The 13,399-nt window shown below is 54.9% G+C and carries 12 protein-coding genes; 7 read left to right on the top strand and 5 right to left on the bottom strand.

Features of this window, described 5'->3' with window-relative positions; all coding sequences use genetic code 11:
• The first annotated feature begins 132 nt into the window (after positions 1–132).
• From ABK821_RS00510 to idi, 6 genes are all read left to right on the top strand, one after another.
• Positions 133–1,533, top strand: a complete 1,401-nt coding sequence (locus ABK821_RS00510; RefSeq protein ID WP_142502643.1) for a nucleobase:cation symporter-2 family protein — start codon at positions 133–135, stop codon at positions 1,531–1,533.
• A gap of 15 nt (positions 1,534–1,548) precedes the next feature.
• On the top strand, positions 1,549–2,865 hold the full coding sequence (gene guaD, locus ABK821_RS00505) for a guanine deaminase (protein ID WP_138360767.1): 1,317 nt from the start codon (positions 1,549–1,551) through the stop codon (positions 2,863–2,865).
• 32 nt (positions 2,866–2,897) lie between these two features.
• Positions 2,898–4,265, top strand: a complete 1,368-nt coding sequence (locus tag ABK821_RS00500; protein ID WP_343178119.1) for an NCS2 family permease — start codon at positions 2,898–2,900, stop codon at positions 4,263–4,265.
• A gap of 85 nt (positions 4,266–4,350) precedes the next feature.
• On the top strand, positions 4,351–5,796 hold the full coding sequence (locus ABK821_RS00495; protein WP_138360769.1) for a nucleobase:cation symporter-2 family protein: 1,446 nt from the start codon (positions 4,351–4,353) through the stop codon (positions 5,794–5,796).
• A 1-nt stretch (position 5,797) separates the two neighbouring features.
• Complete coding sequence (locus tag ABK821_RS00490) at positions 5,798–5,920, top strand: hypothetical protein (RefSeq protein ID WP_241675623.1); 123 nt, start codon at positions 5,798–5,800, stop codon at positions 5,918–5,920.
• A gap of 130 nt (positions 5,921–6,050) precedes the next feature.
• Positions 6,051–6,599, top strand: a complete 549-nt coding sequence (gene idi / locus ABK821_RS00485; protein WP_138360770.1) for an isopentenyl-diphosphate Delta-isomerase — start codon at positions 6,051–6,053, stop codon at positions 6,597–6,599.
• Between the two features lie 42 nt (positions 6,600–6,641).
• Here idi and lysS read toward each other — a convergent pair whose 3' ends face one another.
• The 5 genes from lysS to xerD form a co-directional block, all read right to left on the bottom strand.
• Positions 6,642–8,159, bottom strand: coding sequence for a lysine--tRNA ligase (gene lysS / locus ABK821_RS00480; RefSeq protein WP_343178120.1), 1,518 nt, complete (start codon positions 8,157–8,159; stop codon positions 6,642–6,644).
• Between the two features lie 9 nt (positions 8,160–8,168).
• Positions 8,169–9,267 (bottom strand): peptide chain release factor 2 gene (gene prfB / locus ABK821_RS00475; protein WP_138360772.1). Its coding sequence is split into 2 segments (ribosomal slippage): positions 8,169–9,191 and positions 9,193–9,267, totalling 1,098 coding nucleotides; the frame shifts between segments, so codons are not numbered across the junction.
• Positions 9,268–9,352: 85 nt separating this feature from the next.
• Positions 9,353–11,086, bottom strand: a complete 1,734-nt coding sequence (recJ, locus tag ABK821_RS00470) for a single-stranded-DNA-specific exonuclease RecJ (protein WP_343178121.1) — start codon at positions 11,084–11,086, stop codon at positions 9,353–9,355.
• Between the two features lie 5 nt (positions 11,087–11,091).
• Positions 11,092–11,805, bottom strand: a complete 714-nt coding sequence (gene dsbC / locus ABK821_RS00465; RefSeq protein WP_138360774.1) for a bifunctional protein-disulfide isomerase/oxidoreductase DsbC — start codon at positions 11,803–11,805, stop codon at positions 11,092–11,094.
• 21 nt (positions 11,806–11,826) lie between these two features.
• A complete protein-coding gene (gene xerD / locus ABK821_RS00460) occupies positions 11,827–12,723 on the bottom strand; it encodes a site-specific tyrosine recombinase XerD (protein WP_138360775.1) in 897 nt (298 codons plus the stop codon).
• A 120-nt stretch (positions 12,724–12,843) separates the two neighbouring features.
• On the opposite strand from xerD, the gene fldB reads away from it, so the two are divergent.
• A complete protein-coding gene (gene fldB / locus ABK821_RS00455) occupies positions 12,844–13,365 on the top strand; it encodes a flavodoxin FldB (protein WP_138360776.1) in 522 nt (173 codons plus the stop codon).
• Positions 13,366–13,399: the final 34 nt, after the last annotated feature.

Raw genomic sequence — 13,399 nt, 5'->3', positions numbered from 1 at the left:
ATCATTATTAAATGCCGTCTGTGGGTTGATCGCCTCGCGGCTCAGGGCGTTCTGCGCTCAGCATCCACAGAATTTTAATCTACTGAATCAGATGATCAAATTTGCTTATACCCAAACAGAGGGAGTAAAGGGATGTCTGATCTACCCCATGCAGGTTCCGACCTGATTTATGAACTGGAGGATCGCCCTCCTTTTCGCGAGACAATAGTGGGAGCGATTACCCATTTATTAGCTATTTTCGTCCCCATGGTCACCCCTGCCCTGATTGTCGGGGCAACGCTACAACTCTCTGCGGAAACCACCGCGTATCTGGTCTCGATGGCGATGATCGCCTCCGGGATCGGCACCTGGCTGCAGGTTAACCGCTACGGCATTATCGGCTCGGGTTTGCTGTCAATACAATCGGTGAATTTCTCGTTCGTTACCGTGATGATAGCCCTCGGCAGCAGCATGAAAAGCGATGGTTTTCATGAGCAGTTGATTATGTCATCACTGCTCGGCGTGTCGTTTGTCGGCGCATTTCTGGTCGTAGGTTCCTCGTTTATCCTCCCCTATCTACGCCGGGTGATCACGCCCACGGTCAGCGGCATTGTGGTGCTGATGATTGGCCTGAGCCTGATTAAAGTCGGCATTATTGATTTTGGCGGCGGCTTTGCAGCAAAGAGTAGCGGCACCTACGGTGATTATCAAAATATCGGCGTCGGCTTGTTAGTCCTGATAGTCGTGATCGGTTTTAACTGCTGCCGCAACCCGTTATTGCGCATGGGAGGGATCGCCATCGGATTAGGCGTCGGCTATATCGTATCGCTATGTCTTGGCATGGTCGATTTCAGCAGCATGAAAAACCTGCCGTTGGTGACCGTACCGGTCCCGTTTAAATATGGTTTTCATTTCAGCCTGCATCATTTTCTGGTGGTCGGCACCATTTACCTGCTGAGCGTGCTGGAGGCCGTTGGCGACATTACGGCAACGGCGATGGTTTCGCGGCGTCCAATCCAGGGCGATGAGTATCAGTCGCGCCTGAAAGGCGGCGTGCTGGCTGACGGACTGGTCTCGGTCATTGCCTCCGCACTCGGCTCCCTGCCGCTCACTACCTTTGCGCAAAATAACGGCATTATCCAGATGACCGGCGTCGCCTCGCGCTATATCGGGCGCACCATCGCCGTGATGCTGGTGATCCTCGGTCTGTTTCCCACAATTGGCGGCTTCTTCACGACCATTCCCTCTGCGGTACTCGGCGGCGCGATGACGCTGATGTTCTCCATGATCGCTATCGCCGGGATCCGCATCATCATTTCAAACGGTCTGAAGCGCCGCGAAACGCTTATCGTCGCGACCTCTCTCGGTCTGGGGCTCGGCGTTTCCTATGACCCGGAAATTTTCAAAATATTGCCTGCCTCCATTTATGTGCTGGTGGAAAACCCCATCTGCGCGGGCGGGCTGACCGCGATCCTGTTGAATATCATCCTCCCTGGCGGCTATCGGCAAGAGGACGTTTTGCCCGCAGCGACCTCGGTGGAAGAGACGGATTAATTGTAAGGGGATCACATGTCAGGTGAACACACGCTTAAAGCCGTGCGCGGCAGTTTTCTCGATATCACGCACACCATCGACAATCCCGAAGCGCTTGAATCGGCGTTGCGGTTTGTCGAGGATGGGTTGCTCTTGATTTATCAGGGGAAAATCGAGTGGTTTGGCGAATGGGAACAAGGGAAACATCAGGTTCCGGAGGCTACCCGCATCCGCGATTATCGTGGAAAACTGGTGACTCCCGGATTTGTCGATACCCATATCCACTATCCGCAGAGCGAAATGGTCGGCGCCTATGGCGAACAGCTACTGGAGTGGCTGAACAAACACACCTTTCCCACCGAGCGGCGTTATCAGGACCTGGAATATGCGCGCGAGATGTCCTCTTTTTTCCTGAAGCAATTACTGCGTAATGGCACCACCACTGCGCTGGTCTTCGGTACCGTACACCCCCAATCGGTAGATGCCCTGTTCGAAGCCGCCAGCCATATCAATATGCGCATGATCGCCGGCAAAGTGATGATGGATCGCAACGCCCCGGCTTACCTGTTGGATGATGCGGAAAGCAGTTACCAGCAAAGTAAAGCGCTGATTGAACGCTGGCATAAAAAGGGTCGCTTGCTGTATGCCATCACCCCTCGTTTCGCCCCAACGTCTACGCCGCAACAGCTTGCGATGGCGCAGCGCCTGCGCCAGGAGTACCCGGACACATGGTTACATACGCATCTGTGTGAAAACAAAGATGAAATTAACTGGGTGAAAACACTCTACCCCGACCATGACGGCTACCTTGACGTCTATCACCAGTACGGATTGACCGGTAAGAACTGCGTCTTCGCTCACTGCGTGCATCTGGACGAGAAAGAGTGGGATCGCCTGAGCGAAACAGGTTCCAGCATCGCCTTTTGCCCCACGTCAAACCTGTATCTCGGCAGCGGCCTGTTCAATTTGCAAAAAGCCTGGCGCAAAAAGATCAACGTTGGCCTGGGCACCGATATCGGGGCGGGCACCACCTTCAATATGCTGCAAACGCTAAACGAGGCCTACAAAGTCATGCAGCTTCAGGGATACCGTCTCTCGGCCTATGAGGCATTTTACCTCGCGACGCTGGGCGGGGCGAAGGCGCTGGGGCTCGATCCTCTCATCGGTAATTTCACCCCGGGAAAAGAGGCGGATTTTGTAGTGCTGGAGCCAACGGCAACACCGCTGCAGCAATTACGTTACGACAACTCGGTGTCTTTGATCGACAAACTGTTCGTGATGATGACGCTGGGTGACGATCGCTCTATTTATCGTACCTATATTGACGGCCGCCTGGTGTATGAGCGCACCTGACGCAACCCTTATATTCGACTGAGGACATGATTATGTCTGGAGATACTCTGCCAACTCCTAACGCATCACAACCCCGCGGTGCGCTCGATGCTTACTTCAACATTACGGCTCGCGGCAGTTCAGTTCGCCAGGAAATCCTGGCCGGGCTGACCACCTTTCTGGCGATGGTCTATTCGGTCATCGTGGTGCCCGGTATGCTGGGAAAAGCGGGATTCCCGCCAGCCGCGGTGTTTGTCGCAACCTGTCTGGTCGCAGGATTCGGGTCACTACTGATGGGGCTGTGGGCCAATTTACCCATGGCGATCGGTTGTGCCATTTCTCTGACCGCCTTTACCGCCTTTAGCCTCGTGCTGGGACAACAGATCAGCATTCCCATCGCACTCGGCGCGGTATTTCTGATGGGGGTCATTTTCACCACAATTTCAGTCACCGGAGTACGAACCTGGATCTTGCGTAATCTGCCAATGGGCATCGCCCACGGTACCGGAATCGGTATTGGGTTGTTCCTGCTGCTCATTGCGGCAAACGGCGTCGGTATGGTGATAAAAAACCCGCTCGAAGGGCTACCGGTTGCGCTAGGCGCATTTACTTCTTTTCCGGTACTCACGAGTTTGCTGGGCCTGGCGGTCATTTTTGGTCTGGAAAAATGTCACGTTCCCGGGGGGATCCTGCTGGTCATTATCGCTATCTCAATTATTGGCCTGATTTTCGATCCCGCCGTCCAGTATCACGGCCTGGTCGCGATGCCCAGTCTGAGCGGCGAAGACGGAAAGTCGCTGATTTTTAGCCTCGATATCATGGGTGCGCTGAAGCCAGCCGTACTGCCCAGCGTACTGGCGCTGGTGATGACCGCCGTCTTTGATGCCACAGGTACGATTCGCGCGGTGGCCGGGCAGGCAAATCTGCTGGATAAGGACAACCAGATTATCAACGGCGGTAAAGCGCTAACCAGCGACTCCGTGAGCTCCGTATTCTCCGGCCTGGTCGGCGCCGCCCCCGCGGCGGTCTATATCGAATCCGCCGCAGGAACCGCCGCCGGAGGGAAAACCGGCCTGACGGCGACCATTGTCGGCTGCCTGTTTTTGCTGATCCTGTTTTTATCTCCGCTGTCTTATTTAATCCCTGGCTATGCCACCGCACCGGCACTGATGTACGTAGGGTTGCTGATGCTAAGTAATGTCTCAAAACTCGATTTCAACGACTTTATTGATGCGATGTCGGGCCTGGTCTGCGCGGTGTTTATCGTCCTGACTTGCAATATCGTCACTGGCATTATGCTCGGCTTTGTCACCCTGGTTGTCGGGCGCATTTTCGCCCGCGAATGGCAAAAACTGAATATTGGTACCGTAATTATCACGCTCGCCCTGGTGATATTTTATGCTGGAGGATGGGCCATTTAAGTACCCACGGACAGGGTATCGAGGCTCGTCATTTTTAATCCCCGGTAAGCGATTTGGCCGTTTACCGGGTTAAGGAGAAATACGCATGAGCGCCATAGATTCTCAACTTCCTCCCCCCGCAGATCCCGACAATACGATCGACGAAGTTGATCGTCTCTTATCGCCGGGAAAGCTCCTCATTCTGGGGCTACAGCACGTACTGGTTATGTACGCGGGTGCGGTAGCAGTACCGCTGATGATTGGTGACAGACTCGGACTGAATAAAGACGCCATCGCCCTGTTGATCAGCTCCGATCTTTTTTGCTGCGGCGTAGTCACGCTGCTGCAATGCATTGGAATCGGTCGTTTTATGGGCATTCGTCTGCCGGTGATTATGTCGGTGACGTTTGCCGCCGTAACGCCGATGATCGCCATTGGGATCAACCCGGATATTGGCCTGCTGGGGATTTTTGGCGCAACCCTTGTCGCCGGGCTCATTACCACATTGCTGGCGCCACTTATCGGGCGCTTAATCCCGCTATTTCCTTCACTGGTGACCGGCGTGGTCATCACCTCTATTGGTTTGAGTATTATTCAGGTTGGCGTCGACTGGGCTGCCGGGGGCAAAGGTAACCCGGAATACGGCAATCCGGTATATCTGGGCATTTCATTTGCGGTACTGATTTTTATCTTATTGATCACACGGTTCGCAAAGGGCTTTCTCTCTAACGTCGCCGTTTTATTAGGCATTATTTTTGGCTTTACGCTGTCCTGGATGATGAATGAGGTTAACCTTTCTGGCCTACAGGACGCCTCATGGTTCGCTATCATCACCCCAATGGCTTTCGGGACGCCGGTCTTTGATCCGGTATCGATCCTGACCATGACGGCGGTGTTAATCATCGTCTTTATTGAATCGATGGGAATGTTCCTCGCTCTCGGAGAGATCGTTGGCCGCAAACTCTCCTCGCAGGATATTGTCCGCGGGCTGCGCGTGGATGGTGTGGGCTCGCTGATTGGCGGCCTGTTCAACAGCTTCCCCCATACTTCATTTTCGCAAAACGTCGGTCTGGTCAGCGTCACCCGCGTGTACAGCCGCTGGGTATGCATCGCTTCCGGGATGATTTTGATTCTGTTTGGCATGGTACCGAAAATGGCGGTACTGGTTGCGTCGATTCCACAGTTTGTCCTGGGCGGCGCTGGTCTGGTCATGTTCGGAATGGTGCTGGCGACGGGCATTCGCATTCTGTCGCGCTGTAACTACACCACTAATCGTTACAACCTCTATATTGTGGCAATCAGTCTCGGTATCGGCATGACGCCCACCCTGTCGCATGATTTTTTCTCTAAATTGCCCGCGGTCCTCCAGCCGCTGCTGCATAGCGGCATTATGCTGGCCACCATTAGCGCTGTACTACTTAACCTGTTCTTTAATGGCTATCGGCATCATAGCGAACTGGCGCAAGAAACCGCGTCCTCGGGCGTTAAAGTCCGAACGGTACGCATGTGGCTACTGCTGCGCAAGCTCAAGAAGAGCCAGCGGGAGGAGTAAGATGAATGCCGCTCTGCGCTGTATTATTAGCCTGTTACTGCTAGTGCTACTGGCGATCCCGGCGGTTTCCGAGGGCATTGCGCTGGCCATTGAAAGTCGGTTTCAGTTTATGCTGCTTTTCTGAGTCTCCCTTCTTCGGCGGCCTCATCAGATAAGATGAGGCCGTCATCTATAGGTGAAATAGTCCGAAGTGTTAATTATTCCGTCGCAACAGGGCTTATAATAGCCAGTGCTTATGATTTTTGGTGAAAACTATGCGACAGGAACATGTTATTTTGCTGGATGAGCAAGATAAGCCCTCAGGTATGCTGGAGAAGTATGCCGCCCACACCCGCAGTACTCCTTTGCATCTTGCGTTTTCCTGCTGGTTGTTTAATGAACATGGTCAGTTGCTGGTCACCCGGCGTTCACTGGGCAAAAAAGCCTGGCCCGGCGTCTGGACGAATTCTGTTTGCGGGCATCCGCAGACCGGCGAAACCTTTGAGCAGGCGGTTGCCCGCCGCTGCCGCTTTGAACTTGGTGTTGATATTACCGACATCACGCCGGTCTTTCCTGCATTTCGCTATCGGGCCATCGCGCCAAACGGTATTGTCGAAAACGAAGTCTGCCCGGTATATGCTGCCCGAATAGCCAGCCCGCTACAGGTTAATCCCGATGAGGTTATGGATTACCAGTGGAGCAATCTTACAGCGGTGCTAAGCGGTATCCGCACCACGCCGTGGGCTTTTAGTCCGTGGATGGCAATGCAGGCCGCTGATAATAATGCGCGTAACGCGTTAATCAACTTTAGCCGCCAGATGTAAAAAACCCCAGCAGCGCTGGGGTCTCGTTTATTGCCGTTATGCTTATTTTACCGGACGCATCGCCGGGAACAGGATCACGTCGCGGATAGTGTGACTGTTGGTGAACAGCATCACCATACGGTCGATGCCAATGCCCAGCCCCGCCGTTGGCGGCAGACCGTGCTCCAGCGCGGTAACATAGTCTTCGTCGTAGAACATCGCTTCGTCGTCACCGGCTTCTTTCGCGTTAACCTGATCCTGGAATCGCTGCGCCTGGTCTTCCGCATCGTTCAGCTCGCTAAAGCCGTTACCGATTTCACGCCCGCCGATAAAGAATTCAAAGCGGTCGGTAATTTCCGGGTTCACGTCATTACGGCGCGCCAGCGGAGAGACTTCTGCCGGATATTCGGTGATGAAGGTCGGCTGAATCAGGTGCGCTTCCGCCACTTCTTCAAAGATCTCGGTCACGATGCGACCCAGACCCCAGCTCTTCTCAACGTGAATGCCGATGCTTTCCGCAATGGCTTTTGCAGAATCGAAGTTATCCAGATCGGCCATATCTGTTTCAGGACGGTACTTCTTGATCGCTTCGCGCATGGTCATTTTTTCAAACGGCTTGCCGAAATCAAAGGTCTGATCGCCGTAAGGCACTTCGGTATGGCCGAGAACGTCCTGCGCCAGGGTGCGGAACAGGGATTCGGTCAGCTCGATCAGGTCTTTATAGTCCGCATAGGCCATATAGAGTTCCATCATGGTGAACTCTGGGTTATGACGAACGGAGATACCTTCGTTACGGAAGTTACGGTTGATTTCGAACACGCGCTCGAAGCCGCCAACTACCAGACGCTTCAGGTACAGTTCCGGCGCGATGCGCAGGTACATGTCCAGATCCAGCGCGTTGTGATGGGTGATAAACGGACGGGCGGAAGCGCCACCGGGGATCACCTGCATCATCGGAGTTTCCACTTCCATAAAGCCGCGGCCGACCATAAACTGACGAATGCCTGCCAGGATCTGCGAACGCACTTTAAAGGTGTTGCGGGATTCATCGTTGGCGATCAGGTCCAGGTAGCGCTGACGATAGCGCGCTTCCTGATCCTGCAGGCCGTGGAATTTGTCCGGCAGCGGGCGCAGGGCTTTGGTCAGCAGACGCAGTTCGCTGCAATGGATGGAGAGTTCACCGGTTTTGGTTTTGAATAGCTTACCGCGCGCCGCGATGATGTCCCCGAGGTCCCATTTTTTGAACTGCTCGTTGTAGACCCCTTCCGCCAGATCGTCGCGGGCGACATACAGCTGAATGCGGCCGCCAACGTCCTGCAGCGTAACGAAGGAGGCTTTCCCCATAATGCGACGGGTCATCATACGGCCAGCAACGGCGACTTCAACGTTCAGCGCTTCCAGCTCTTCGTTTTCTTTGGCATCGAATTCAGCGTGCAGTTGGTCAGAGGTGTGGTCACGACGGAAATCATTCGGGAACGGGATACCCTTCTCACGCAGTGCAGCCAGCTTTTCACGACGGGCTTTCAGTTCATTATTAAGGTCAATTGCCGCGTCAGCGCCCTGTGCTTGTTGTTCAGACATGTTGGTTCCTCATAGCCCTGCTTTCAAACTTGCTTCGATAAATTGATCCAGGCTGCCGTCCAGCACCGCCTGAGTGTTACGGGTTTCCACCCCGGTACGCAGATCTTTAATGCGGGAGTCATCCAGCACATAAGAGCGGATCTGGCTACCCCAGCCGATGTCGGATTTAGTATCTTCCATCGCCTGCTTCTCAGCATTTTTCTTCTGCATCTCCAGCTCATAAAGCTTCGCTTTCATCTGCTTCATGGCCTGGTCTTTGTTCTTGTGCTGTGAACGGTCGTTCTGACACTGAGTCACTAAGCCAGTCGGGATATGGGTGATACGCACCGCGGATTCCGTCCGGTTAACGTGCTGACCGCCCGCGCCGGACGCGCGGTAAACGTCAATGCGCAGATCCGCCGGATTAATTTCGATATCAATATCGTCATCCACTTCCGGGTAAACGAACGCGGAGCTGAAAGAGGTGTGGCGTCGGCCGCCGGAATCGAACGGGCTCTTACGCACCAGACGATGAACGCCGGTTTCGGTACGCAGCCAGCCGTAGGCGTAGTCGCCGATAATCTTGATGGTCACGGACTTAATGCCCGCCACTTCGCCTTCGGACTCTTCGATAATCTCGGTCTTAAAGCCGCGCGCTTCCGCCCAGCGCAGATACATACGCATCAGCATGCTGGCCCAGTCCTGCGCTTCGGTTCCGCCGGAACCCGCCTGGATATCAAGGTAGCAATCGGCGCTGTCATATTCACCGGAGAACATACGGCGGAACTCCAGCTGCGCCAGCTTCTCTTCCAGTCCGTCAAGCTCAGCGACGGCTTCGTTAAAGGTCTCTTCATCGTCGGCTTCAACGGCCAGCTCCAGCAGGCCAGAGACATCTTCCAGCCCCTGAGACATTTGATCCAGCGTATCAACGATGGCTTCCAGCGAGGAGCGCTCTTTACCCAGCGCCTGGGCGCGCTCGGGTTCATTCCAGACGTCCGGCTGCTCCAGCTCGGCGTTTACTTCTTCGAGACGCTCTTTCTTGGCATCATAGTCAAAGATACCCCCTAAGAACGTCCGAGCGCTCCGTAAGGTCCTGAATGCGGTTTTTTACCGGATTTATTTCAAACATGATCGGTTTCTTTTAATGGATTCGTCAAAATGCGGTGATAAGAGCGGAATTCTACCGGATTCGCGCTCTTATTAATATACTGTTGTCAATTTGGCCAGAGGTGGTCGATAATCAGCTGCAGGCTACGGTTGCCGCGGAACTCGTTGATATCAAGCTTATAGGCAAGCTGCACTTCGCGCACGCCGTTATCCGGCCAGATGGAAGTATCGACATTGAACGCGATACCGTCCAGCAGCGGGCCGCCGCCAACAGGCTCAACCATCACTTTCAGATGACGTTCGCCCACCAGCCGCTGTTGCAACAGGCGAAAGCGCCCGTCAAACAGCGGCTCCGGGAACATCTGCCCCCAGGGACCGGCATCACGTAACATTTGCGCGACTTCCATGCTCATCTCCGCCGCCGCCAGCGGGCCGTCGGAGACGACTTCCCCCTGCAAAAGCGCGGGATCGAGCCACTCAGTCACCAGCTCGCCAAACCGTTGCTGAAATTCGGCAAAACGCACCTCTTCCAGCGACAGTCCCGCCGCCATAGCATGACCGCCAAACTTCAGGATCATACCAGGGTAGAGCGTATCCAGGCGTTCCAGCGCATCACGCATATGCAGCCCCGGGATCGACCGACCGGACCCTTTTAACGTTCCGTCCCCGGTAGGCGCAAAAGCGATAACCGGACGGTGAAAGCGCTCTTTAATGCGCGAAGCCAGAATGCCGACCACGCCCTGGTGCCACTGCGGATGATACATCGCCAGCCCGCCAGGCAGCGCCTCACTGCCGTGCTCCAGCGTCTCGCACAAGGCCAGCGCTTCCGCCTGCATGCCCTGCTCTATCTCTTTGCGCGTCTGGTTTAACGCATCAAGTTCATTAGCCAGCATCCGTGCTTCGCCGATGTTGTCGCATAGCAACAATGCGACACCGACGGACATATCGTCCAGCCGCCCCGCCGCGTTCAGACGCGGTCCGAGAGCAAAGCCCAGATCGCTGGCCGCCAGCTTTTGCGGATCGCGATTAGAAATTTCCAGCAACGCCTTGATGCCAGGGCGGCATTTCCCCGCCCGGATACGGCTCAGCCCCTGCCAGGTCAGGATGCGATTATTGGCATCCAGCGGCACCACATCGGCCACGGTACCGAGCGCGACCAGGTCGAGCAGATCCGCCAGATTCGGCGGCGCAATGCGGTGCTCGTCAAACCAGCCTTTATCACGCAAAAAAGTGCGCAACGCCAGCATCAGGTAAAAAGCGACGCCAACCCCGGCCAGCGATTTCGACGGGAATTCGCAGTCGACCAGGTTAGGGTTAATAATGGCTTCCGCCGGGGGTAACGTATCTCCCGGCAGGTGGTGATCGGTCACCAGCACCGGAATACCCAGCGAGTGAGCATATTCGACGCCCGTATGGGATGAAATACCGTTATCAACGGTCATAATCATCTGCGCACCGCGAGCGTGAGCCTGAGCGACCACCTCCGGGCTTAGGCCATAACCATCTTCAAAGCGGTTAGGCACCAGATAGGAAACATTACCGTAGCCCATCGACCGCAGAGCCAGTATGCTTAGCGCGGTGCTGGTGGCGCCGTCGGCGTCAAAATCGCCGACCACCACAATGTGCAGCGCCTGTTTAAATGCGCCATAGAGCATCTCAACCGCTTTTTCGACCCCGCTCAGCTGTGACCACGGCAGCATGCCTTTCACGCCGCGCTCCAGCTCCTGCGCACTGCGCACGCCGCGACTGGCGTACAAGCGTTGCAGCAGAGGCGGGAGACTGGCAGGTAAATCGACGCCATCAACCGCCTCACGGCGGCGTAGTTGTATCTGTTGTTTCACGCGTATCAGTTACCGCTCGTTTGTTTTTGATACTCATCAAGGAGTGCTTTCAGATCCTTAGGATCCCGATAGCCTGGCATAAGCGTGCCGTCACTCAGCACCATCGCCGGAGTACCGTTAACGCCAAACTGCACGCCGAGCGTGTAGTGTTTAGCGATATCAATATCGCAGCTCGCGGGCTCAACACTTTTGCCGCTCATCGCATTATCCAGCGCTTTGTTACGATCTTTCGCACACCAGATAGCCTTCATATTCTGCTCGGCTTCGCTTTGCAGGCCTTGTCGAGGGAAAGCGAGATAGCGCACCGTAATGCCCAATGCGTTGTAATCGCGCATCTGTTCATGCAGTTTATGGCAGTAGCCGCAGGTAATATCAGTGAAAACGGTAATAACCTGCTTTTCCTGCGGCGCTTTATAAACAATCATCTCTTTTTCCAGCGCCTTCAGCTTACTCGCCAACAGCGTATTAGTGACGTTCACCGGCTGCGCGCCGCTAACGTCATACATCGGCCCCTGGATAATATGCTTACCATCATCCGTAACATACAGCACGCCGCTTTCCGTTAACACGGTGCTGATACCCTTGATCGGAGAAGGTTGAACGTCCGAACTCTGAACCCCCAGTCTGGTCAACAGCTGTTTAATCGCCGCGCTATCGGCATGTGCCGCGCCGGACAAAGTGGTTGCCAGTAGGGTGAACATCAGTAAACCTTTTTTCATACTCAGTCCTTTTTTCAGCACTCACGCACGCGGGTGATGCTGTTGATGAAGTTGTCGCAGACGCTCGGTCGCCACATGGGTATAGATCTGCGTCGTGGAGAGATCGCTGTGTCCTAACAGCATCTGCACCACGCGTAAGTCGGCGCCATGATTAAGCAAATGCGTAGCAAAAGCATGGCGCAACACGTGCGGAGAGAGCTTTTCGCTGTCAATCCCCGCCAGTACGGCATAGTGCTTAATTCGATGCCAGAACGTCTGTCGCGTCATCTGCTGCGCGCGCTGACTCGGGAAAAGCACATCGGATGCCGCGCCGTTCAGCAGCCAGGGACGCCCGTACTCAAGGTAATTCTCAACCCACAGTATCGCTTCTTCGCCTAACGGCACCAGTCGTTCTTTATTACCTTTCCCGATCACGCGCAACACGCCCTGACGCAGGCTAATGTCGCTCATGGTCAGGCCAACCAGCTCTGACACGCGCAGACCGGTGGCGTACAGCACTTCCAGCATTGCTTTATCGCGCAGCTCAAGCGGTTGTTCAACCAGAGGTGCCTGTAACAGACGCTCAACCTGAGCCTCGCTCAGATCCTTCGGCAGCCTCTGCGGCAACTTTGGCGATGCCAGCCGCGCGCTGGGATCGTCCGGGCGGATTTTTTCCCGATAAAGGTGCTGGAAGAAACGGCGCACGGCGCTTAGCAAGCGCGCGGTGCTGGTGGCTTTATAGCCGCCGGTTTGCCGCTCCGCCAGCAGCGACTGGAGATCTTCGCCGCTAACGCTGGCAAGCGACAGCCCGCGGTGGTGCAACCATTCGACCACCATCGTCAGGTCCCGACGATAGGCGCTTAGCGTGTTTTCCGCCAGATTACGCTCCAGCCATAAAGCATCAAGAAACTGCTCGATTTGTCCGAGATCCTGTTCCACTCCGGCCTCTTTGCTTATTAAAACGGCGTCATTATACCCTAAATAATTCGAGTTGCAGGCTGGCGCGACCTTTCTGGTACACTACGCCAAAGTCACAGCAAGAATTGAGACGTTTTCGCGATGAACATAGGTCTTTTTTACGGTTCCAGCACCTGCTATACGGAAATGGCGGCAGAAAAAATACGCGATATCATCGGCCCTGAACTGGTGACGCTACACAACCTGAAAGATGACTCCCCTGCCCTGATGACGCAATATGATGTGCTGATCCTCGGCATTCCGACCTGGGATTTTGGCGAGATCCAGGAAGACTGGGAGGCTGTCTGGTCGCAGCTCGATACCCTGGATCTGCAGGGTAAGATTGTGGCGTTGTACGGTATGGGCGACCAGTTAGGCTACGGCGAATGGTTCCTTGATGCGCTCGGTATGCTGCACGACAAGCTGGCGACCAGAGGCGTGACGTTTATCGGCTACTGGCCAACCGAGGGCTATGAATTCACCAGCGCCAAACCGGTTATCGCCGATGGTCAACTGTTCGTTGGCCTGGCGCTCGACGAAACGAACCAGTACGACCTGAGCGATGAACGTATTCAGAGCTGGTGCGAGCAAATTCTCGGCGAAATGGCCGAGCAGTTTGCCTGAGTCCGCGCACAGGCCAGGCCTATCCGACGTTGTT

Source organism: Klebsiella sp. KE9456, assembly GCF_043832615.1.
In the GTDB taxonomy this organism is placed as follows: Bacteria; Pseudomonadota; Gammaproteobacteria; order Enterobacterales; family Enterobacteriaceae; genus Klebsiella; species Klebsiella indica.
This window is presented reverse-complemented; position numbering and strand designations above follow the sequence as displayed.